Source organism: Arthrobacter sp. Soil762 (assembly GCF_001428335.1).
Taxonomy (GTDB): domain Bacteria; phylum Actinomycetota; class Actinomycetes; order Actinomycetales; family Micrococcaceae; genus Arthrobacter.
The window spans coordinates 1-20,671 of the sequence record NZ_LMSG01000007.1 but is presented as its reverse complement, the minus strand read 5'-3'; the positions used below and the strand labels follow the sequence as shown (position 1 = coordinate 20,671).

Annotated in this window: 21 protein-coding genes; 13 read left to right on the top strand and 8 right to left on the bottom strand. The window is 62.8% G+C overall.

Going from position 1 to position 20,671, the window contains the following annotated elements; translation table 11 throughout:
- Window positions 1–363: 363 nt before the first annotated feature.
- Together ASG77_RS07080 and ASG77_RS07075 are read left to right on the top strand one after the other, a co-directional pair.
- Window positions 364–1,005 (top strand): AAA family ATPase, encoded by a 642-nt coding sequence (locus tag ASG77_RS07080; RefSeq protein WP_056343102.1) that lies wholly within the window; start codon window positions 364–366, stop codon window positions 1,003–1,005.
- 1 nt (window position 1,006) lies between these two features.
- Window positions 1,007–1,312 (top strand): hypothetical protein, encoded by a 306-nt coding sequence (locus tag ASG77_RS07075; RefSeq protein ID WP_056343092.1) that lies wholly within the window; start codon window positions 1,007–1,009, stop codon window positions 1,310–1,312.
- Window positions 1,313–1,480: 168 nt separating this feature from the next.
- Here the strand turns inward: ASG77_RS07075 and ASG77_RS07070 are convergent, their stop codons facing one another.
- From ASG77_RS07070 to ASG77_RS22200, 3 genes are all read right to left on the bottom strand, one after another.
- Window positions 1,481–2,647, bottom strand: coding sequence for an ATP-binding protein (locus ASG77_RS07070; RefSeq protein WP_056343090.1), 1,167 nt, complete (start codon window positions 2,645–2,647; stop codon window positions 1,481–1,483).
- A gap of 74 nt (window positions 2,648–2,721) precedes the next feature.
- The gene (locus ASG77_RS07065; RefSeq protein WP_200950686.1) at window positions 2,722–3,453 is read right to left on the bottom strand and encodes a Helicase associated domain protein; all 732 of its coding nucleotides are present in this window, start codon (window positions 3,451–3,453) and stop codon (window positions 2,722–2,724) included.
- Between the two features lie 5 nt (window positions 3,454–3,458).
- Window positions 3,459–3,605, bottom strand: a complete 147-nt coding sequence (locus tag ASG77_RS22200; RefSeq protein ID WP_200950684.1) for a hypothetical protein — start codon at window positions 3,603–3,605, stop codon at window positions 3,459–3,461.
- 308 nt (window positions 3,606–3,913) lie between these two features.
- On the opposite strand from ASG77_RS22200, the gene ASG77_RS07060 reads away from it, so the two are divergent.
- Both ASG77_RS07060 and ASG77_RS07055 read left to right on the top strand, forming a co-directional pair.
- The gene (locus ASG77_RS07060) at window positions 3,914–4,519 is read left to right on the top strand and encodes a DNA-binding protein (protein ID WP_056343087.1); all 606 of its coding nucleotides are present in this window, start codon (window positions 3,914–3,916) and stop codon (window positions 4,517–4,519) included.
- A gap of 150 nt (window positions 4,520–4,669) precedes the next feature.
- Complete coding sequence (locus tag ASG77_RS07055; RefSeq protein WP_056343084.1) at window positions 4,670–4,990, top strand: helix-turn-helix domain-containing protein; 321 nt, start codon at window positions 4,670–4,672, stop codon at window positions 4,988–4,990.
- A 572-nt stretch (window positions 4,991–5,562) separates the two neighbouring features.
- Here the strand turns inward: ASG77_RS07055 and ASG77_RS07050 are convergent.
- From ASG77_RS07050 to ASG77_RS07045, 3 genes are all read right to left on the bottom strand, one after another.
- Window positions 5,563–7,608, bottom strand: a complete 2,046-nt coding sequence (locus tag ASG77_RS07050) for a putative bifunctional diguanylate cyclase/phosphodiesterase (protein ID WP_056343082.1) — start codon at window positions 7,606–7,608, stop codon at window positions 5,563–5,565.
- 841 nt (window positions 7,609–8,449) lie between these two features.
- On the bottom strand, window positions 8,450–8,587 hold the full coding sequence (locus ASG77_RS21715) for a hypothetical protein (RefSeq protein WP_156380206.1): 138 nt from the start codon (window positions 8,585–8,587) through the stop codon (window positions 8,450–8,452).
- A gap of 239 nt (window positions 8,588–8,826) precedes the next feature.
- A complete protein-coding gene (locus ASG77_RS07045) occupies window positions 8,827–9,396 on the bottom strand; it encodes a hypothetical protein (RefSeq protein ID WP_235564369.1) in 570 nt (189 codons plus the stop codon).
- 193 nt (window positions 9,397–9,589) lie between these two features.
- Here ASG77_RS07045 and ASG77_RS07040 point away from each other — a divergent pair, with 193 nt between their 5' ends.
- The gene (locus ASG77_RS07040) at window positions 9,590–10,237 is read left to right on the top strand and encodes an STAS/SEC14 domain-containing protein (RefSeq protein ID WP_056343079.1); all 648 of its coding nucleotides are present in this window, start codon (window positions 9,590–9,592) and stop codon (window positions 10,235–10,237) included.
- A 422-nt stretch (window positions 10,238–10,659) separates the two neighbouring features.
- Window positions 10,660–11,427 (top strand): response regulator transcription factor, encoded by a 768-nt coding sequence (locus tag ASG77_RS07035; protein ID WP_056343077.1) that lies wholly within the window; start codon window positions 10,660–10,662, stop codon window positions 11,425–11,427.
- 42 nt (window positions 11,428–11,469) lie between these two features.
- Here the strand turns inward: ASG77_RS07035 and ASG77_RS07030 are convergent, their stop codons facing one another.
- Window positions 11,470–11,931 (bottom strand): Hpt domain-containing protein, encoded by a 462-nt coding sequence (locus tag ASG77_RS07030; protein ID WP_156380205.1) that lies wholly within the window; start codon window positions 11,929–11,931, stop codon window positions 11,470–11,472.
- Between the two features lie 396 nt (window positions 11,932–12,327).
- Between ASG77_RS07030 and ASG77_RS07025 the strand changes: the two genes are divergently transcribed.
- The 3 genes from ASG77_RS07025 (at window position 12,328) to ASG77_RS22480 (ending at window position 15,836) form a co-directional block, all read left to right on the top strand.
- The gene (locus ASG77_RS07025; protein WP_056343075.1) at window positions 12,328–12,735 is read left to right on the top strand and encodes a hypothetical protein; all 408 of its coding nucleotides are present in this window, start codon (window positions 12,328–12,330) and stop codon (window positions 12,733–12,735) included.
- A 73-nt stretch (window positions 12,736–12,808) separates the two neighbouring features.
- Window positions 12,809–14,350, top strand: coding sequence for a signal peptidase I (locus ASG77_RS07020; RefSeq protein WP_056343073.1), 1,542 nt, complete (start codon window positions 12,809–12,811; stop codon window positions 14,348–14,350).
- 82 nt (window positions 14,351–14,432) lie between these two features.
- The gene (locus tag ASG77_RS22480; protein ID WP_235564367.1) at window positions 14,433–15,836 is read left to right on the top strand and encodes a sensor domain-containing phosphodiesterase; all 1,404 of its coding nucleotides are present in this window, start codon (window positions 14,433–14,435) and stop codon (window positions 15,834–15,836) included.
- Window positions 15,837–16,429: 593 nt separating this feature from the next.
- Here ASG77_RS22480 and ASG77_RS22990 read toward each other — a convergent pair.
- Entirely contained in the window at window positions 16,430–16,903 is a 474-nt protein-coding gene (locus ASG77_RS22990) for a DUF7793 family protein (protein ID WP_162254918.1), read from the bottom strand.
- Window positions 16,904–17,279: 376 nt separating this feature from the next.
- Between ASG77_RS22990 and ASG77_RS07005 the strand changes: the two genes are divergently transcribed.
- From ASG77_RS07005 to ASG77_RS06995, 4 genes are all read left to right on the top strand, one after another.
- Window positions 17,280–18,422 carry a GGDEF domain-containing protein gene (locus ASG77_RS07005; protein ID WP_056343069.1) on the top strand — a complete coding sequence of 381 codons (1,143 nt, stop codon included), beginning with the start codon at window positions 17,280–17,282 and terminating at the stop codon, window positions 18,420–18,422.
- A gap of 319 nt (window positions 18,423–18,741) precedes the next feature.
- Window positions 18,742–19,212: a sensor histidine kinase gene (locus ASG77_RS07000; RefSeq protein WP_056343068.1), complete on the top strand. Its 471-nt coding sequence runs from the start codon at window positions 18,742–18,744 to the stop codon at window positions 19,210–19,212.
- A 669-nt stretch (window positions 19,213–19,881) separates the two neighbouring features.
- Window positions 19,882–20,019 (top strand): hypothetical protein, encoded by a 138-nt coding sequence (locus tag ASG77_RS21710; RefSeq protein ID WP_156380204.1) that lies wholly within the window; start codon window positions 19,882–19,884, stop codon window positions 20,017–20,019.
- Between the two features lie 274 nt (window positions 20,020–20,293).
- Window positions 20,294–20,647 carry a recombinase family protein gene (locus ASG77_RS06995; RefSeq protein ID WP_327019612.1) on the top strand — a complete coding sequence of 118 codons (354 nt, stop codon included), beginning with the start codon at window positions 20,294–20,296 and terminating at the stop codon, window positions 20,645–20,647.
- Window positions 20,648–20,671 lie beyond the last annotated feature (24 nt).

Below are 20,671 nucleotides of genomic sequence, written 5' to 3'. Positions count from 1 at the left end.
CCATTCCTAGTGAAGTTTTGCGCTAGCGTCGGATATTTCACTAATTCACAAGCCACCCCTGGTCGAAATGAGCGCTCTCGCCATGGTCCACCGCGACGGGGCCGCCAAGGCTGACGACGCCTACGCCCTGGGCACGGGAGCCGGTCTAGGTTTCGTACTGGTTTGGTACTAAACAAGCACCAAACCAGTACGATACTAGTATCGTTGTTAAGCGGGACACGGCTCACTCAGTGACGGTTTAGGTTTCGTACTGGTTTGGTACTAAAAAAGAACCAAACTGGTACTAGTGTCGTACTAGTTTGGTTCTCATGTAGTATTAGTCTCAAACAAGTACAACATTAGTTGATAATGGAAGGCTCGCCCATGATTACCACCGTAGGTTCGTTGAAGGGCGGCGTGGGTAAGAGCACCGCAACCGTCAATGTCGCGGTTGAACTAACCAGGCTGGGGAAGCGGGTCATCGTCGTCGACGCTGACCCGATCGGGACGACAGCCAACTGGATCAGTGATCGCGAGCAACACAGCTCAGATCTTCCAAAGATCATTGGCATTCAGAAGAGGGGCAATCTCCGCGCCACGCTTCAAGAACTGGACGAAACCTACGACGTGGTGCTTGTCGATGTAGGAGGCTATGACAGCCAAGAGATGCGGACTGCGGCTACGACGTCGGACCTGTTGGTGGTTCCGATGAAGCCATCTCCAGTGGACCTCGACACCCTACCTAAGTTCGTTCCGCTACTCGAACAATTCAAAGACTTCAATCCCGATCTCGCCATAGCCGGAATCTTCACGCAGGCTCCTACTCACTCCATGAGCAGGAAAGTCGACGACGCTAAGGAAATCCTCACCGATTACCCGGAAATCCCACTCTTCAGCACGACGCTTTACCAGCGGGCCGCCTACATGGACGTCATGCCGCTGGGTAGGGGAGTAGTGGAGTGGTCAGATTCCAAGGCAAAAGCAGAAGTACAAGTTTTCGTTCAGGAGTTGATGAACCTTGCCTAGAGTGCAGCCCAACCGCCGCCGTGCAATCGCAGACCCTGAACTGGAGCGAAAGATAGAGGAATTCAGCCGGAGTGCGTCGACGGCTCCAGAACCGGCAGACAGCGGTCCTCAGCCGTCAAGCCATCTAGAGGCGAAGCTCGCAGTGCAGCGCAGTGCCGCGACGGTGGGATTCAACTTCAAGATGACCCCAGAGGACCATCAGCGACTCAAGGCACTGTGCGCCAAGGAAGAGCGCAGCATTCAGTACATGCTCAACAAAATCGTTTGGCCTGCGGTGGAACGGTTGGAACGCGAGTCACAAGGTTAGTACCAATCTGGTACTAACCTTGTACAGTTCTGATCGATGCGCGCCCGCGACCTGAAGGCTCAGGGGCTTAAGCCGGCTGACATCGGGAAGATCCTCGGGGTCAGCCGCGCCACCGTGTACAGCTTCGGCATAGGAAGCAACGCTCCGATTCCCGCTGGACTACGACGCTCACTTGGGTTGGCGTTTGATGAAGGCCGCCATTCCAGGAACGGTGAATGCGATGACTCCATGTTCTGGAGCGTAGACCAGGCCCTTCGCAATCAGGTTCGCCCGAATCGGGCCGAAACTAGCCGGCCCTCGTCCCAGCCGTACTGCTATTTCGCCGGATGAGCTACCTTTGTCGTCGTCTTCGGCCATGGCCCTGAGGTAGTTCTGTTCGGCTCGGGTTGCCCGGTCCCAGCGGGCGCGGAAGAAGCCGCTGTCCAGAGCTGCCCGGCCGTTGGCGGCACCAACGCGGGCATCGTCGAAAGTGATTTTCACACCCGTTGCGGCGTTCCATGTGTCTTGTCCGAATTGCTGCAGGAAGTACGGATAGCCTGCGCTTTCGTCGACGATCAGGGCGACGGCGGAGTCCTCCCATTCGACCCCATCCTCGCTTGCCGGTTTCGTCAGGGCTTCGGAGGCGACGGTGCCGCGGAGCTCCTCGATCTTCTCGTAATTGAACCGTTCGGCGTAAGACTTCGCTTCGGCGAGGACCCTGGGCAGGCTCGGCAGTCCGGCAAACGCGAAGAGGACGCGCCAGTCGTCTTGCGCGGCGGCGTGGGCGATTGCGCAGAGTGCCACGAGTTCGGCCGGATTGAGATCCTGAGCTTCGTCAATCAGGATTGCCAGGCCGACGCTCTCCTCCTCTGCAGCCAAGGCCAGGTCGTGGATGAGCTTGCGGAGATCTGTTTCGAGGACGCCAGTGTCCGCTCCTCCGCCTGAGGCCCCGTCCAGGTCGAGACCGAAGTTCCAGGTTCCGCTCTGGTCGTAGGACGCTTTGAAGCTGACGGCTGTTTTTAGCGCCTTGAGTAGTCGCCTTCCGGCCGACGGGCGTGCCAGATCGGCAAGAGGCGCGTGAAGGGCTTCTCCTAGCGCCTCGCGAAGTGACTTGCCGGCGCCCGCTTCGACCTGTGCGACTAGCCAGTCCCGCTCACTCGCGGAGCGGCGGAAGTCCGAGAGAAGAACTGTCTTGCCCACGCCCCTTAGCCCATAGAGAACGAAAGGCTGGGCCGTTCTGCCGGATTCAACACGTTCGATGGCAATCTGCCAATCCCTGCGCGGTTGGTCGCGACCGACAAGGGCCGCCGGCTTCCGTCCGGCTCCGGGCGAGTAGGGATTCGATACGGGATCCAAGCGAGTCTCATCTCTATGAAGATCTACTGAAATATATACAAGTGTAGCAAAACGATAGATATCAGTAGATATTGCTACTGTTCGGGCTGACCCGACGGGGAACCGCGGTGCAGTTCAAACGTCGCCGCAGCCGTTCGGTCGCGTGGGATGTTTGGGGAGCCGGGCGGGCGTCCGCGGGTCCTGCCGTCACGCCAGCCGGGAAGGAGTGTGTTCAGCTGTTCTTCTTTGCCGTGGTCCAGTTCGTTGCGGCGGTACTTCATTCGTTGGATGTGCAGCCACATCCCCAGGGCCCGTTCTTGTTCGGTGTCTGTTTTCTTGTGGCGGGGCCAGTCGTTCCCTGTGCCCATGTAGGCGGTGAGCTCGATCAGGCGTTGGTTCCAACGTTTTTCGTCGTTGTCTTTGCGGGTCCGTTGTTCCCAGCCGGGGATTTCCTGCAGACCTTCGCTGTAGGTGGGGGAGAGGCTTCCCTGGTCGTGGTCCTGGCGTCGTCTGACCAGCCACATGGCCAGGGCACGCTCCCGCGCGGAGGGGGAACTGCTCGAGGGGAGTCGGCCCTCGGCCCGGTACAAGGCGAGGGTGTCGTCGAGGTTCCGCAGCCCTTCCGCGGTGATGCGCGTGGCCGGCGCTCTGCGGGCTGCATTGCGGTGGTCGTCCCTGATGGACGGTTCCGCGGCGGCGGCGATGGCCAGGTGGTAGCGGACGGTGCTTTGGCCGATGCCTGCTGTGGCGGCGATTTTGGCGGTGGTGAGGCCTTGCCGGTACATCTGGACCCACTCCGGGTGCGGCGCTGTCCTGTGTTCAGTCATGGTGGTCAGCTGTCCTTGCGGATGGCGATCAGCTTCGTGCCTTCGGGGATGGCGGCCTCAAGTACGGCCTTGGCGTTGTCGTAAGTGTCGCCCTGGGCGGTGATGTGGTCGGTGCTGCCGTCGGCCATTTGGATCGTTCCGGTGATTTCCACCGGATCAGCCTAGTTGACTCTGCCGGTTCCGAGCATGGGGTCATTCACCCCTGATAACCCCCCGTTGGTACCGTAGCGGAAGGGCCCTGCAGGTCATTCTTTGTTGGACCAGCGTTCGTGAGCGGATTGCCGGCTCATGCCACCCGGCCACACGGTTACGTCCACGACGGGCCGCGCCGCCCGGCGACCGGCGGTGCCCGGGGGGCTGGGGGAGGGGACCCGCTTCTGAACCGCCGTTCTAAACCCTTGAAAAGTAGTAGTAGGAGTAGTATCGTTACTACTCCTACTACTTTTTGGGAGAAGACGCCATGACGTCGAGTGTGAAAGACCGCGTGTTTGCCGCCGCCGAGCAGATCAGCGCCGAGCGCCGCCCGACCGTCTCCACGGTCCGCGCCGCCGCGGGCGTCAGCAACGCGGACGCCACCCGCTACCTGAAGGAATGGTCAGAGGAGAAGCTCGCCGCCGGCGGACAGGTCGCCGCGACACCGCCGGCCCTGCTCGAACAGGCGACCCGGCTCGCCGCTGCCTGCTGGGCCGAGGCCTCCACCCAGGCGGCCGAACGGCACGCCGCCGTCGAAGCGGCTTGGGCGCAGGAACGCAAGGACAAAGACCTGGAAATTGCCGAGCTCGTGGCGGACCTGGACAAGGCGGCCGCAGAGAGAGAAACCGCGGCCGCCGACTCTCAGGCCCGCGTCAGCGCCCTGGAGTCCAAGGCGCAGGCGTTGGAGCATCAGCTGGCCGCCCAGGGCGCTGCGCTCGAAGACTCACGTGCAGCAGAACGCGCCGCCGCCGGGGCGGCCGCGGAGGCGGAGAAGAAGCTCGCCAGCGCCGAGGCACGCAGCGCCACCCTGGAGAAGGTACACAACGCCTTGCTGCAACGCGTCGCCCCGGAGACGAAGGCCCCCGGTGCCTAAGAAGAACAAATCGTTCTCGCCCTATTTCACCGAAATGGACGCAGACCAGGTCAGGGCCCCCGGTGTGATTCGTCGGGGACCAGATGCCTGAGGGAGAGCAGGGCCGGCACACCCCTTGTCCCATGCTGGGACACCTGATAGTGTCCCAGCATGGGACAAGATAAGAAGTTTTCCGAGGTTACTGTTGACGATGCATTCGCCGCTTGGGGGCATATTCGCCAGGCTGACTTGGCACGTGTCCTCGTCCTGAGGGACGTCGTTCACGTCTTGACCGATAGGGGATGGACGGTCCGGCAGATCGCCGACAAGCTTGGCGTCGGTAAGTCCACGATCAACCGCATTGCGCGCTCACGAATCCCTATGGCCATCAACATCGGTGCTTCTGGGGATCAAGCCTTGGACTTCGCAGATCGAGCGTGGCAGCACGTCGGTGGCCGCCCGGCGGGCGTGCCCTGGGGCGAGGCCTCCTAGCGCTCACCTCGAGGAGCGAACCACCAACCGTGAGCTGCACGGCCCGCCGGCCGGCGACACGCCCGCCACGGTGCGTACGGAATCGTTGCACGAAACCCATTGGCCAACCAGGATGACTATGGCGGCCTGGCTTGAGACAGCTTTGGCAGGCCGACTCGCCCAGCTGCGACTCGGCCCTTGGTGTTCTCCAGTCTCGATAACGAAGGATTCCGAGAAGAACTCGAATCGAGGATCCCCGTGCTGGTCTGTCCGTGCGCACACGTGTTTGCGGCGGGTCTTGTCGAGATTACCGACGCGGTTGGCCACGTTAGTCCTCGATCGCGGCCCCCTGCTGTACTTTCGGAACGCAAAAGCCGGACAAAGCCCGCTGGAATCGGCATCACCCGCCAGACCCTCTACCGGCACGTGTCACCCGCCGGTGAACTGCGTCCGGACGGGGTGAAGCTGCTCTCCAGGTGAGTCGATTGTCCCCCATCCCGGACCACGACGCGGCGGCCATCGATCAGTGACTGTGGCTGGTTGGGTCAGTTTGTGCGGGGGAGTTTGCGGGGCTGGGCGTTGTGCGGCGGGGGTTACGGTGCGTGTGTTTGCAGCTGCCACTTTGGTATTTCATGGGCGGGGAGAGGCGCGGACCAGAGGTAGCCCTGGGCGTGGCGGACACCGAGCCTGCGTAGTTCGTTCAATTGCGCCGGCGTTTCGACCCCTTCGGCGATAACGCTGAGGTTCAGGACGCGGGCCATGCCGAGGATGAGTTGGATGATGGAGGCGCTGCTGGGATCTTTATAGCCGAGTTCTGACACGAAGGACTTATCGATTTTCAGGGTGTGGGCGGATAGCCATCGGAGGTGGCTCAGGGATGAGTATCCGGTACCGAAATCGTCGATGGCCAGGCCGACGCCGCAGGCATGCAGGCCTTGGATGATGGCGGTGGGCAGTTCGCTTTGATCCACGAGTACGGATTCGGTGATTTCCAGGGTAACGGCGCCCGGACTGATGCCGGTCGTGCGGAGAGCGTCCCGGACGGTGTCGACGAAGCGCAAATCCTGAAGTTGGCGCACGGAGACGTTAACGGAAATCGTGAGGTCCTTGGCGCCGGGCAGGGTATCGCGCCATAGCTGGGTCTGTTGGAGGGCCTGGTTGAGCACCCAGCTGCCAATGGGAACGATCAAGCCGCTGTCTTCGGCGAGGCTGATGAAGCTTGCCGGCAGAAGCAGGCCGTGTGTCGGGTGTTCCCAGCGCAGGAGAGCTTCGAAACCAACAGGTGTCCCGGTTTTGAGGTCGATCACGGGTTGATAGTGGAGCCTGAGCTCGTTCCGGTCCAGGGCGAGGCGGAGATCGGACTCCAGATTGAGCCGTGCAGTAGCGGCGGCCTGCGTGCCGGAGTCGCGGACCGCACTGCGGTCGCCGCCGGCATTTTTGGCCTGGTACATGGCCATGTCGGCTGCATCAAGCATGGTCTCAGCGGTGTCCCCCGGGCCGGCAGGGGCGATGCCGATGCTGATGTTCAGGAAAATATGGCGGCCGCCCAGGGAGAAGGCCTCCTTGACTGCGCCGCGAAGTCGTTCGGCGACCGCCTGGGCCTCCGTGGCGTCCAGATTCTTGCAGATCACCACGAATTCGTCGCCACCGAACCGGCCAACGGTGTCGCCGGGCCGGATGGCGAGACGGAGCCTGGCCGCGAGTTGAGCGAGGATGGCGTCTCCTGCGGTGTGGCCGATGGCGTCGTTGACAGTTTTGAACCGGTCAGCGTCGAGGAAGAACACCACAACCCTGGATGCTTTGCGGCCCAGGAGGTCATGGAGGATGGTGTTGATCAGGATTCTGTTGGGCAGCCCGGTCAGGGCGTCATGGGACGCCTGATGGGTCAGGACCGCCTCGGCGAGCTTACGGGCGGTGATGTCCAGGGCTGTGATGAGGACTCTGGTCCGGGTGCCGGTGTCGGTGACCCTGACGCTGACGTGAATCCAGCGCACGTCGCCGGTTGGTTGGATGAGGCGCAGCTCGCGGTCAAGATTCCGGGTACCGGCCCGGTCCAGGGAATGCCAGTCGGTTGTAAGACTGTCCCGGTCCTGGGGGTGGATCTTTTCCAGAAGCATGGGCCCGGCGACTTCCTCGCCGGTGGTGAGGTCCAGAAGACGGCCGAATTCTTCCGAGTGCCACCACCGTCCCGAGGAGAAAACATATTCGGCGCTTCCTACATGGGCCATCTCCTGGGCTTCGATGAGCCGTTCGCGTTCCTTGCCGGCCTCGTCCTGCAGCTGAGCAACCGCTGTGATGTCCCGGGCGATGGTTGAGCTGCCGATCAGTATTCCGGCGGTGTCGAACAGGGGTGAATGCGTCAGGGTAACGTCGGCGACGCGGCCGTCGTTGCGCCGCCAGCGGGCCCGGACAACGGATGCGGGTCTCCCGGCCCGGAGATGTTCCAGAGCCTCCTGATGGAGGATGGTTCCGCTCGTTGTGGTCAGCAGGTCATAGTTCCGGCCGATCGCTTCGGCAGCGCTGAAGCCGAACATCTCGGTGGCACCGGCATCCCAGGCAGTGATCGTTCCGTCCAGGTCACCGGAGATAAGGGCCTCGTGGACGGCCGGCGTTGGAGGAAGCATCGGTACCTGTTTCATCGGCTGAATCCTGCAGGTCTGAGACTGTAACGCATCTGCAACGGTCACCGCCGTGTCAGCCGTGAAGAGCCGCGGCCACCTTGTATGAGAACGCCCCGGCGCAACAGCGCCGTGGACCATGATGATTCTTAACCAAAGGTGTTGAGGCCAGACAATACGCAAAGGCGAACCATGCCGGAGCTTGCAGATGCTCGACATCCATCAATCGGATGTTTTGCATAGCCCCAATATCCGGAAGCCGACCCTAGACGAACCCTAACAGGCAAAGTATGCAATGCCTTGTGCTCGGAAAAATCAGATATGCCTGTATCCGCCCCAAGCGCAGATGCCACCCCCTCCTGACACTCTTAGTCATCCTGACCGCCCCGGAACCCTCGCCGACTTACAGAAAGCAACGGTGGAGCGCGTAGCGGCTAAATCCCCCCAATCAGGTGCTGGTCCCGTCCCCGGCCCGCAGGGAGTTGCAGGTCCTTGCTGCACCAGGAGGCGTCGGCTCCCGTCAGACCGTGGACCGAGAGGACTTCGCCGACGGCGGCCAGGCCATCGCGCATCAGCAGTGAATCAACCGCCGATCCCTAGGGTTACCTTCTCCATCTTCTTGGTTCGGCCCGGTCCATCCACACCGTCCGCCACGGACACCGGCCTTACAGCAAGGTATGAGCCGGTATATGGATTCCTTACATCGGGGAGGTTTTTATGAGGCCGGGAACGCTTAGGTGCCAGCAAGAGCGGCGATGACGACAATGACGGTAAGGGCCGTGAGAACGGCCAGCACGAGGTACGCGAGCCATTTCGGTCGCTGCCGGTGAGGGTTGATGTCGATGTAGGGCACGGTCGGCGGCTACTGCCCTTGGCTCGCCAGGTCCGCGTGCTTCCGCTTCGTATGTCGCATCAGGAGCAGGTGGGTGGAAAGCGCCAGCACGAACGAGGCGCTGAGGAAGACCGCGAGACCGGTGATATAGCGGAGGAAATCCATCACAAAGGTGCCTTTCAGTAGGCCAACCCGGCGATCCTAGCTGAAAAGGATCCCCGTACACAGTCAAGCTCAAGATGACCCGTACGGAAGCTCAGGATTTGCTCAATAATGCCTTGAGCGGCGACCGTGTCTAAGTCTGCGCACCTGTGGCCTTGCCGGTGCCGGGCGGTTCGGTGTATGCCCATAGGGAGGTCATGGGCCGACGCGGGCGGAAGCGTCGCAGGGGTTCCGTGACGTGCTGCTCAGGACTGGGCGTAGATCTCCCGGGCACGCTTCATGGCCTGCCTGGAGATTTTCGCGAGCCTGTCCCGGCCGGTGGTTCTGTACAGGTCATAGGCCCACTCGAATTCGGCTGCGGCGTCCCGGTACAGCGCCTCGTCGAAGAGGCGCCGCCCGATCTGGTGCCGCACCAGCGCTTCGCGTGCGCGGGTGTTTGCCAGGCGGAGGGCTTCCTCGTGCAATTTGGCTGCTTCATGCCACTTGTACTGTCGCTGATAGGCCTGGGCAAGCACGAGCAGGGGCCGGAACCGGTCCAGCGAGTCCGCCAGCAGGCGTCGTCCTTCGGCCACGGCTTCCTCGTCACGGCCGAGCAGCGAAAGGATCCAGACCCGCTCAAGTGCCGGACATCCCTCGAGTCTGCTCTCCACAGCGGCCCGGTCCAGGAGCACATCGCGCAGTGTGGCAGGATCAGTACGCCAAATCTCCGCTTCACCACCCACCGAACACGCGACCTCCCGGAATACGATTACAGGCCGGCCGGTTGGCACGGCGGGCCCAACGGACGTTTCGTCCAGCCAGTCCAATGCTCTCACGCACCCTCCACGTGCGGGCCTCCATGCGAGGGTGCCGCCGGGCACCGTGGCTTGCAGAAGCCCTCAGGAACAGCGTGTTCGAATCATTTGGTGCCAGAGGGATTAGAGTCGAATCATTCCTTGGGCTTCACACCCTGCGGAGCAGCCGTGGCGGCCAAGTGCCACGGTCGGGGTCGGTTCTTGGGGGGACCTTATGGCGCATCAAACACTGGCTGGCGATAAAGGCGCGCTGGAACTTTCCGGCGGCGTCCTGTACCTGCGGTGGAGCAGTGGAGCGGTTGTGACGGAAGAGGACGCCCGTGCCGTGATGGCGAAGGTCAGGGCCCTTTGTTCGAGCCGTCCCCGTCCCATGCTTGTCGACATGACCCGGATGGAAGGACTGGAGCACAGGGCCCGGACCGTGTTTGCCGGCGCCTGGCCGCTGACCCGCGTGGCGGTGGTCGGGGCTTCGCCCGTGGACCGGGTCATCGTGGATTTCTACGTGGCCCGCCATTCTCCGGTCTGCCCCACGAAGTTCTTCGCCTCTTTCGCGGACGCCATGAAATGGCTGGGCGTAGAGGCCGGCCAGGTGAAGACGCCGCAGAGCGGGCTCCTGACGGCCTGGGACACCGAGCATCAACCCGTCCGCGACGGCTCACGGGACGCCCGGGACGCGGACGTGATGCTGGATGTTCTGCTGGATCGCACTGAAGGGGTCATCAGCGACACCCATGCGGTGGCGAACGGAATGCCGCTTTTCGTGGTGGAAGCGGAACTGACCGAAAGACTCCAGGCTGTTCTCCCGGGAGTACGGTTCACCGCCCAGGACATCAGGGCCTGGGCGGCAGAGATTTCCAGCTGACCCGGGAGCGTGTTCCACCAGGGTGCTATCTGAGGCCGTTGCCGGGCGGCCGGAGGGGTTGGGGATGGGGAGGATCGAACCGTCCGGAATCCTGATATCGTCCGGATCGGATCGGGCCACTGCCCGCCCGCTCCGCGTGTTGAAAATCCTGGGGCTCCAGCTCAAAATGAGCCAAGACCTGGCCGCCCGCCACTTAGTGCCCTCCGGACAGAAAAAAGTAGCCTGAAACATTGGGGGGCGTTCCAGGCTACGGGGCCCACTTTACGGCACGCGTCGTGACGGCCAAAACGCGGCACCAAAGGTTGCTTCATTCAACCAGTTCACCCAAAGCCCCTTGTTCCTTGTAACTTAGGAAGTGTGCTGCGAATATCGTATCGGCGCTGGGCCGACGCGGATTCATGAAGTAACCGTGGAGGGGGGCCATGAGCGACTTAGGCGTGGCTGTAGTCATTGAAGACGACGCCGATATGCGCAACCTGATCGAGGGTGTGCTTCTTCAGTCAGGTTTTGAAGTCCACACCGCGTCGCGCGGGCGCGAAGGCGTTGAACTTGTTCGGGACACGAGTCCCGATGTCGTGACTTTGGACGTGGGCCTGCCGGACATTGACGGGTTCGAGGTCCTGCGCCGGATCCGCCGGTTCAGCAACGCCTACATCGTCATGCTCACCGGCAGGACCGAGGAGACCGATCTGCTCAGTGCCCTTCACGGCGGAGCCGATGACTACATCACCAAACCGTTCCGGCCAAGGGAGATGCGGGCGAGGATCGCGGCGATGATGCGCCGACAACGGCCGCAGACACCAGTGGGGGCCCCGACAGCACCACAGTTGGAGCCCTCGCCCCCGGAGGAGGGTGGCAGCGAGTCGGTTCTGCGGCACAACGGCTTGGCCCTGGACTGCAGGAGCCGGACAGCCTCTGTCAGCGGGACTGCCGTGGAACTGACGCGAAGCGAGTTCGACCTGATGCAGGAGCTGCTTCGTGGGGAAGGAGCGGTCCTGACGAGAGCCGAGCTCGTCCGCGCCGTCCGGGGCGGATACTACGACCAGGATGCGCTCATCGGTGACTCCGATGAACGGGCTGTGGAGGTGCATATCGCGAATATCCGCCGCAAGCTCCGCGATGATCCGGACTCGCCGCGCTGGCTGCTGACGGTCCGGGGAGTGGGCTACCGGTTAGCCAAGCCCCGATGAACGGCAGTCCGGCCTGACCGGTGGAACGGGGCGCCGGCGAGGCTATCCGACCGACTGAAGGTACCGCAGCTGAAGTTCCTTCACCGTCGCCTGCCCGTGGAGCGAAATCAGGGCCAGCAGCTCAGCGCTGCCACGCAGATCGCCTTTACGGATGGTGGTCTCCAGCGTCTGTGCGAGCCGCGCCAGCCGCAGCCCGCCGACCATGGCCGAGGATACTTTCAGGCTGATCACCGCATCAAGGGCCGCCGCGTGATCCTCACGCTCGATTGAATCCAGGAGGAAGCGCTGCCGCAGCCCCCACATGGCGGCGTAGTCATTGACAAAGCTCCATGCCATCTCCGGCTGCCCGAGTTCATCTTCCAGGTCCTGAAGCACCGACCCATCCAGCAGCGGCAGCTCCTGACCGCCAAGAGGCAGGACGCCGCTCCCGGGCGCCGTGGAACGTGGCGCCGCACCGAAGGTGTGCGTGCCGGCGTCACCGGAATCGGCTGCTGAGATGGCCATCAGTTAAGGCTAAGTGCACATTTCACGGCAGGGCCGGACATCGGCTGATCCTGCGTAAACCTTAAGTCTTCCTTGATGGAGGCAGCACGCACCAATGTCCGGGCTGGCCCAGGATGCGGCCTGCGACCGGAATGTCAGCATTCAGCCAATACGCTTCCGCAGGGTCAGTGCGGCGTTCACCCCGGTTTGTCCCAGCTTCGTGAGGGTTCCCGCAGGTTAATCCAAAGTCTTGATTAAACCTTGATTTTGGCTGTTAAGTTCTAGGTGTCGATGAAAGCCAGGCAGCAAAAGGGGCCCGTGTGTTCGTTGGCAGCGGCATCCAGTTGTACTTGGGGGTTGCAACCGCCGCGGGGCCCGCTCAGGGGTGCCGGGCTTCCTAAACCGAAAGAGAAAACCATGCGCACATCTGTAAAGATCATCACTGCTCTGTCCGTCACCGGTCTCGCCGTTGCCGCGGGATCTGCCTTCACCGGCACTGGCCTCGCCACCACAGCGGGTTCAACCCAGTTCGTCGGCGGTACGGTGAGCCAGTCCGTTACCGGTGCGACATTGACCACCATCGCATATTCCTACGCCGACTCAGGTCCCAAGACCCTCGTCAACAGCATTGCCCTGACGTTCAGCGGTACAGCGGACGGCCGCGTCGTCGCGGCGGCACCCTCCGGTGGATCGGGCGGAACATTCACCTGCACCGCCGTCGCCTCCAACGCCTCCACCTGCACCTTTGTGGAGGACCCGGCAACGGCAGGCGTCACGGAAACGGGCTACCTCAACCTTGGCAGCCTTGCCGTCACCGTCAGCTAGTTTCGGTCCCGTGAGCGGCCAGCCCGTTGGGGGCTGGCCGCTCGCTCCCGTCCCGAACCGATAGGGGTTTGCCTTGGCACAGCGGCTGACGCACCGTCTGCGCACCGCCTTCCTCTTGGCGGTAGCCGTTCTAGCGGCGTGCGCAGGGATTGTTCTGGTCAGCGGCCAGGCGGCAGTGGTCATCACCCACGGTGTCAGCATGAACCCCGTTTACCATCAGGGCGACCTGGTTATCGTCGCCCGTGCATCCTCGTACTCGGTGGGCGAAATTGCTGCCTACAGCCTTCCCGGCAAGGACGAGGTGGCCCTTCACCGGATCATCGGCGGCAACGGTGAAGCCTTTGTCTTCAAGGGCGACAACAACCAATCCGTCGATCCCCTCAGCCCCCGCGGTGAAGACCTCGTTGGCCGGGCCCTGCTTCACATCCCGCAGGGCGGGCTGTGGCTTGAAATTCTCACGAGTCCTCCGGTCCTGGGCCTGACCACATTTGTATTGCTGGCCGGCGGCAGCGCCGCAGTAACCACCCGCCATCGGCGCAAACGAAGGAGAGCAGCCGTGTCCCGCCACATCAGCACCCGCCCCGCTCAGCACCAGGTCCTGGACGGCCTCCCGTCCGCCCTGCGGATTTCCGCCGCCCTCGGCGCCGTCCTCGCATTAATGGGCGTGACCCTCGGTGTTCTGGCCTGGTCCGGGCCGGCCGAGGAGGCCTCGACCGCCCAGGTCAAGAGCGGCACCCGGATGGACTTCTCCTATACCGCCGCCGTCGGACAAAGCCCGGCATACGACGGAACCACCGCACATTCGCCGGACCCGGTCTTTCGCAAACTCACCAACACCGTCGATGTCCATTTCACCTATCACGGCGACCCCGGGACGGTGACGGTGAGGGCAGAGCTGTCCACACCCGGAGGCTGGCACTCAAGTCTCCCGCTTACCGGACCCGTCACCTTCACCGCCAACGACTATGACGGCAGTGTACGGCTGGACCTTGCCACCCTCGAAGCCAAAGCGCAGGCCGCATCGGCCGTCACCGGCCTCCCCTCCGGACCGCTCAGCATCGCCCTGACGCCACAGGTCACATCAACGACCGGAACCGAATTTCAGCCCGAACTCAAGCTCAACCTCACCCCGCTCCAACTCGCCCTCACCGGCGCTCCGGACACCCTGACCGTCACCGACACAACCACCACCCAGCAGGCAACCATGGTTCCCCGCATGATCGCGTGGAACGGTGTAGGCATCAGCGCCGCGACAGCCCAGGTCGTATCAGCCGTTCTGCTTCTCGCCGCCCTGGCCATCGCCGTCATCCTCGTGATCGTCGCCCGCCGTACCGCGCCCGCCGACGAGGCAGCGGCCATCCGCCGCCGCTACGCCTCACTGCTCGTCCGGGTCCAGCCGATGCCAGCGCCCCAGGGCCGGCCCCTCATCGACGTCACCACCTTCCCGACGCTGGCCAAACTTGCCGAACGCTACGGGCTGCTCGTCCTGCACTGGAACCGCAGCGGCGTGGAGACCTTCATCGTCCAGGACGAAAACATCACCTACCGTTACCGCGCCGGATCCGACCCTGTGCCTGCGGAACAGCCCTCCGAGCTGGCGGATATCCAGCCATGACCCTGGCCCCCGACCGGAACCGCCATTCAGCGGACGGACCCCTGCGTGCCGTTACCCGCCAGGGATTCTCCAGACGGCTAGCATGGGAAGGGGGTATCAGATGGTCCTGGGGTCTAAACCGAACATCCTGTCATTCATTGGCAGCCACCTGCTCCTGTGCGTGCTCAGTGTGCAGATCGCCTTCGCCATCGCGATCGTCACGGCACTGAACTCCGGGGCCACGGCAGCCACTGACTCGCCTGCGCTGACCGGGATCCTTGGCTCCGTCGCCGGAGGCCTGATCCTGCTCGCGGTCTGGACCGCGGCGCGGGGCATCCGCACCCAGCGCAAGCAACGCGACCAGGGCCGGGCCATCTCGGAGCTCATGGAGACCGTACTGGACACCAGCCGCGAATGGCTCTGGGCCATCGATGACCGCGGGAACTTCACCTTCTCAAGCCGGACCAGCACCACACTTCTCGGCTACGACCCTGCCGAACTGCTCGGCAGACCGGTCAGCACGGTCATCGATCAGGACGAGCTCGCCAGCTCCCGCCACTCTGTCGCCGGCGCCCTCGGTGACCGCGGCTCGGACTGGGCCGGCGTCGTGGTCTCCTGCCGCCACCGCAACGGCGCACCAGTCTGGATGGAAGTATCAGGCAAATCACGACAGGACCGGGACGGACGGTCCACAGGCTTCGAAGGCACCAGCCGCCTCCTGCCGGCCCAGACGGTGCGCACACTCCTCAAAGAACGCGTCCGGGAACGGATCGACAAAACGGTCCACAGCCAGATGATCCTCACAGCCTTCCAGCCCATCCACGACCTCACGACCGGAACCATCACCGGCGTCGAAGCGCTGGCGCGTTTCCCCAGCGACGATGGCCGAAGCCCGGATCACTGGTTCAACGAGGCAACCAGCGTAGGTCTCGGCGGGGACCTCGAGTTCGCCGCACTGGAAGCAGCCCTGCACAACACGGCCAAGCTCCCGGAACATCTCTACATGGCCCTGAACCTCTCACCCGAAACATGCCTGGACCCCCGCTTGCCCGGATTCCTGGAACAGTCCGGCCTGGCCGTTGACCGGATCGTCCTTGAACTAACCGAACACCTGGCCGTGGACGAGTACGCGCCGCTCCTGGCAGCTCTTGCACCGCTGCGCCGCCGCGGGCTGCGGATAGCCGTTGACGACGCCGGATCCGGCTTCTCATCAATGCGCCACATCCTCCAGCTCAGGCCCGACATCATCAAACTCGACCGGAGCCTCATCGCAGGAATCGACAGCGACCAGGGCCAGCGCGCCCTCGGCGCGGCGATGGTCGGATTCGCCAAACAAATCGGCGCCCGGATCGTGGCCGAAGGAATCGAAACCCAGGCAGAACTCACCGCCGTCACCGAACTCGGCATGACCTCAGGGCAGGGCTACTTTCTTGGGCGTCCCACCATCCGGCCGAGCGATTGGGCAGCCTGGCACAAGGCTTACACCAGGGACTCCAACACGCTCTGACAGGCCGCAAGGGGCAAGATGGGTTCAGGAGCGGGACGCGCCTACGCTCATTGATGGGTCTTTCAGTTTCCGGCTCCGGTCCGCTGACGGTGCTGTAGTCGCGGTCTCCGGCGCGATGGGCAGCATCTGTACCGTTAAGACCGCTTTCCTGGCAGTCCGAGAAAGCGCAGCGACCGGTCACGTGGCACAGGACCCTTGCCGTGACCGTTGACAGTGACAACGCCGCTGCCATCGCCCTCTACCTATCCCGAGACTTCCGCCGCCTGACCCAACACATCTCGAACGACTAGCCTCACGTGAGAAACGCTCGCGAAATCATGGACCGCCACGGGCACGGCGGTGACGATGAGGGATGGACCTGTTGGTCGGGCTGGACACCGATTTTGCCGGCCTTCGCGTTCTGCCGACATTTTCGTATAGCTCCTGCTCCACGCGAGCACAAATAGCTGAGGCACTTTCGCGGGGCATCTTGACGGTGAATCGTTACACCATTACAGGTCCCACAGGCTCGATGGTTCCGCTTACGGCAGCAACCAGCCGGGCCTGCGTTCGTCCCACAGCCGTCCACAATAGGGAGCGAAGCCCCGGACGGCTTACAAGGTAGTCCCAGGAACCGGCAAAACCCTCATCCCCTGCAGGTCCCGCACGGACTTCGGGGTGCCGGTAGCGCCTGGCAACGAATCGAGCGGGGCTGATGTCCCTTTCATCTTTCCGATGCTCCTCGTGCCTGGGGCCGGCTGCCGGAGCCATCGCATCGCTGCCGCACGAGAGGTGAAGAACCGGGCCGGGCACGGCGGAGGGCAGCGGCGCAAACAGAAAGTGGCGATGACGGCGTCAACCGGTGATGATCCCAGAAGAGCTATCCGGGTAGCGGGACTTACCGACATGAACAGACCACGGGCCGCATGCGTCACGGCCCGGATCCCTGTGATGTTCACCAGCAACGGATAGCGACGGCCACGACACAAGCGCACCACCAGCGCGTTGGCTGCCTTGGCATCTTCGCCCTCGATGGTCGAACCGGGCGCCCAGCTGACGCAGATCACCTCGTCGCGCTGCTCGACCATGGCCTTTCCGCCCCGGACCGGGAGTGGCTTCACCAGCGGGACTCCTCTCTCATCGTAGGCGGCACCGATGAAGGGCCTGCGGCCCTTGACGTGCTACGGCAATATTTCCCGCCGTCTGAATTCCCGTCAATTCCATTCCCTGAAGCCAGACATACTGACTATCGGAAAATCCGGACCCAACCTGCTCCGGCTTCGTCACCAAAACAAACATCAGAGGGATTAAGGGACATGATCTGGGCTGCAGGCTAAATTTCTGGCTGCCAGGAAAACAAAAGCTTCTTCTCCCGGCAAGCCAGGCGCCGGGGCGACTGCCCTGTGTGACGGTGCGGCCCTCGGTGCCATACTGATTCCACAACATGACCTGACGGGGGCACAGATGATGCTTGATAGCGCGAGCCTGCGTGTCGCTTTCGGCGTGATCGCACTTACCCTGCTGGTTCTTTTCTACCTTGTGACGTTCCGTCAGACCCGTTCCGCATACAGCGCCTGGTGGTGCGCCGCACTTGGCCTGTTCCTTTTCGGATCCACGGCTTTTCTTCTGGACGGAACCTCCCAGCAGGTGTGGGCGAACCCGCTGGGAAACACCCTGCTGGTCGCCGGCACCACCAGCGTCTGGTCCGCGGCCCGGTCGTTGAGGACCAGCCGGGCTCAATGGTGGCAGCTGGCCCTGGCACCGGCCCTCACGGCGGTCGCCTCGACACTGGATCATCCGGCCACCAACGACTGGTCAGGGGGCCCGGTCTTTCTGGCACTGATGTCATTAATGATCGGCCTCGCCTCCCGGGAACTGTGGCTGCTAAAACCCGATGACTCCCGTGTCCACCGGCCTTTGGCTGTCGTATCCGGGCTCCTCGCGGCCTACTACTTCTGCCGCTGGCTGGCCTTCCTGACCGAAAGCCCCACAGGGCCCGTATTCCGCACATACTTCGGTTCGGTACCAACGACGCTTCTCACCATGGCCCTCCTCGTGGTTGTCTCCTTCAGCATGGCCGCACTCAGTTATGAACAACTGACAAAAGACCTCAACGACCGCGCCACACGCGACGGCCTGACAGGCGTCCTGAACCGCACGACGTTCCTGACCCTCGCCGCCGCTGACCTGCGCCGCCTCCGCCTCACGCGCGCCCCGGCGTTACTTGTTCTCGCCGACCTTGACCACTTCAAAGCCATCAATGACAGATACGGACATCCCGCAGGAGACCTGGTTCTTCAGGCCTTCGCCGCAGCCTGCACGGCCACGGTCCGCTCCACAGACCTCGTGGGAAGATACGGCGGAGAGGAATTCATCCTCTATCTTCCAGGCGTCGACCCGGACCGCGCCGAATCCCTCGCCCGGGACATAAGCCGCCGCTTTGCCGCCCGGAACCCGCCGGAGAACGTCCGATATCCGACCGTCAGCTACGGCATCGCGTCCAACAACTCCGGCACCGCGGACCTAAGAACGATGATCGCATCAGCCGATTCCGCCCTGTACCGGGCAAAAGCAACCGGACGAAACCGCACAGCCCGGGACACCTGACCAAACGAGCCGGAAAGTCACTCGCCGCCTCCTTGCTCACTTCGGCTGGAACCCGGCGAACCAGCCGATCCGAGCCCGGAAACGACCACATTCCGCTTACACGGCGTCTTCGACGGCTGAAAGCTCGCTGCCCACGACCCCATGGGGCCGGTCGCGGCCAGAAATTGCCTAAACCCTCCCCGAAACCTTCCCCCAAGCTGCGGATAACCGCCGGAATCCTTGATGCCAGAACGCCACTATTGATCCAAAGACATACAGGCGCGACCGGACCTGGTAGGCGAATACAAAGTATGGGGATGCAAGGGAAGCAGGGAAAGTCATGAGCCAAACAGCAACTCTGGACAAACGTACCGCGGGCGCAGTCATCACAGAGGACCTCACCGCTGACTTCCACGCCCTGGGACTCGCCGGCTGCATCGACAAACTCACCGTTCCACTGCGCCACCAAGGGGTGTGCGTGCGCTGGGAGACCCCGCACCACGGCGTCGAAATACCGGCCACCTGCGCCAACCTTCTCTATCATGCCGCGCAGGAAACACTCACCAACGCATTCAGGCACTCCCACGCCACCGAGTTGACCGTCCGGCTCGCAGCCGTCGACCACGGCGTCCGCCTGACCATCACAGATAACGGCGTGGGCTTCAACTACAACAGCCAATCCACGAGCAGAAAGCGCGGGTACGGTGTATGCCTGATGACCATGGCCGTGCACGAAGCCGCCGGCACCATCTCCATTGACTCCGCACCAGACAAAGGCACTCAGGTCGCCATCACCATCCCCCTTGACTGACGACGGAATCGAACAAGGTGCTTAATCTGTTCCCTTGAAGCCCAGGATCATGCAGGTGTTTTACCTCCCGGCTGAGCGTAGCTGGCCGCCACCCGGGTCCGGGAAGCGGGCCGTGTCACGGTACCGACATGTCCAGATGGGCCTCGGGGATGGTTAGTCGTGGAGTCTCTGACTACGGATGGATTCAGAGACTCAAGCGCCCCCGTAGCAGGGTCTGCGTTACTTCGCCTGTCGGGCTTGGCCGCTGGCGTGTACAGTCCGGTTCATGTTTCTTGCGGTGCTCGGCGCGGTCCCGCTGACCTCGGCTGAGTTGCAGCGTTGGCCGGGGTGCTGCGGTTCGAGAATCAGACCGCACTGGCCGCCCGTGTCGGGCCCGATTCTGCTGTTCGTCGCCGCCATGACCACGGTCACGGGATTGTGCAGCGAAGCCGGCGTCTTTCGGGCCCGGAGGCTACGTCATTGGGCCGGGGACAGGCCTGGTTCCTCTGGCTGCTGGTCTCAGTCACGGCGATAGCCACGACGGTGTTTCTGTCCTGGACACGGCCGCAGTCCTCCGACCCCATCCCTAGGGCAGATATTTGGCCCTCGGCGCGAACAGCGAGCTACGCACCGCACTGACGCATAACGAGCTCGCAGACAGCGTCGGAACTCCCCCGATGGGAGCTGGACATGAAGCGGCAGCACCATCTGGATATGAGTAACGCCGACCGGTTCGTTGAGCAGTTCGTTGATCGAGCTCTGGCCTGCCAACTCGCCGGCATCGTCCCTTTCCATGTATCCGACCATATGCGCGCGTCGGTGCCGTGAATCCTAAGACGGGCGTGTCGGACCTACCCGCCTCGTCGATGTCTTCACATCATGAGCATGAAATCGCGGGTTCTCACAAACGAAGGATTCCAAGAAAGCATCGAATCGAGAATCCCGGGGACGATCGCTCACCGAAGTGACGCGACGTCCTGCCGCGGAAAATTGGCTCGACGAAGAAAAATCTGCAACCCGCCCCCCGTTCTCACAAATAGTTCTCGAATCTGTACAGTCGAACTAAGACCCCGAACCGAGTTTTGAGAAGAGAACACCCTCCATGACCACGCACCGCATCGGCTACGCCCGGGTTTCCACCCGGGACCAGAACCTGGACCTGCAGCGCGACGCCCTACAGAAGGCCGGATGCGACAAGATCTACAAAGACACGATCAGCGGCACCAAGTCCCAACGCCCCGGCCTCGACCAAGCGCTGGACAACCTGCGCAAAGGTGACACCCTGGTGGTGTGGAAGCTGGACCGCCTGGGCCGGAGCGTGAAAGACCTCCTGGATTTCGCCGGCGGACTGAACGACCGCGGCGTAGGATTCGTCAGCCTCACCGATGCGATCGACACCACCACGGTCTCCGGACGCTTCTTTTTCAATGTCATGGTGATGTACACGTTCGGGTAAAGGCAGAGGTTGCGTGAGATGTTG

Excerpts from the sequence above, each read along its gene's own strand:
- ASG77_RS07080 (WP_056343102.1), top strand. The coding sequence starts at position 364 with ATGATTACCACCGTAGGTTCGTTGAAGGGCGGCGTGGGTAAGAGCACC.
- ASG77_RS07065 (WP_200950686.1), bottom strand. The coding sequence starts at position 3,453 with ATGACTGAACACAGGACAGCGCCGCACCCGGAGTGGGTCCAGATGTAC.
- ASG77_RS07060 (WP_056343087.1), top strand. The coding sequence starts at position 3,914 with ATGACGTCGAGTGTGAAAGACCGCGTGTTTGCCGCCGCCGAGCAGATC.
- ASG77_RS07055 (WP_056343084.1), top strand. The coding sequence starts at position 4,670 with ATGGGACAAGATAAGAAGTTTTCCGAGGTTACTGTTGACGATGCATTC.
- ASG77_RS07050 (WP_056343082.1), bottom strand. The coding sequence starts at position 7,608 with ATGAAACAGGTACCGATGCTTCCTCCAACGCCGGCCGTCCACGAGGCC.
- ASG77_RS07040 (WP_056343079.1), top strand. The coding sequence starts at position 9,590 with ATGGCGCATCAAACACTGGCTGGCGATAAAGGCGCGCTGGAACTTTCC.
- ASG77_RS07035 (WP_056343077.1), top strand. The coding sequence starts at position 10,660 with ATGAGCGACTTAGGCGTGGCTGTAGTCATTGAAGACGACGCCGATATG.
- ASG77_RS07030 (WP_156380205.1), bottom strand. The coding sequence starts at position 11,931 with ATGGCCATCTCAGCAGCCGATTCCGGTGACGCCGGCACGCACACCTTC.
- ASG77_RS07025 (WP_056343075.1), top strand. The coding sequence starts at position 12,328 with ATGCGCACATCTGTAAAGATCATCACTGCTCTGTCCGTCACCGGTCTC.
- ASG77_RS22480 (WP_235564367.1), top strand. The coding sequence starts at position 14,433 with ATGGGAAGGGGGTATCAGATGGTCCTGGGGTCTAAACCGAACATCCTG.
- ASG77_RS22990 (WP_162254918.1), bottom strand. The coding sequence starts at position 16,903 with ATGGTCGAGCAGCGCGACGAGGTGATCTGCGTCAGCTGGGCGCCCGGT.
- ASG77_RS07005 (WP_056343069.1), top strand. The coding sequence starts at position 17,280 with ATGATGCTTGATAGCGCGAGCCTGCGTGTCGCTTTCGGCGTGATCGCA.
- ASG77_RS07000 (WP_056343068.1), top strand. The coding sequence starts at position 18,742 with ATGAGCCAAACAGCAACTCTGGACAAACGTACCGCGGGCGCAGTCATC.
- ASG77_RS21710 (WP_156380204.1), top strand. The coding sequence starts at position 19,882 with ATGAAGCGGCAGCACCATCTGGATATGAGTAACGCCGACCGGTTCGTT.
- ASG77_RS06995 (WP_327019612.1), top strand. The coding sequence starts at position 20,294 with ATGACCACGCACCGCATCGGCTACGCCCGGGTTTCCACCCGGGACCAG.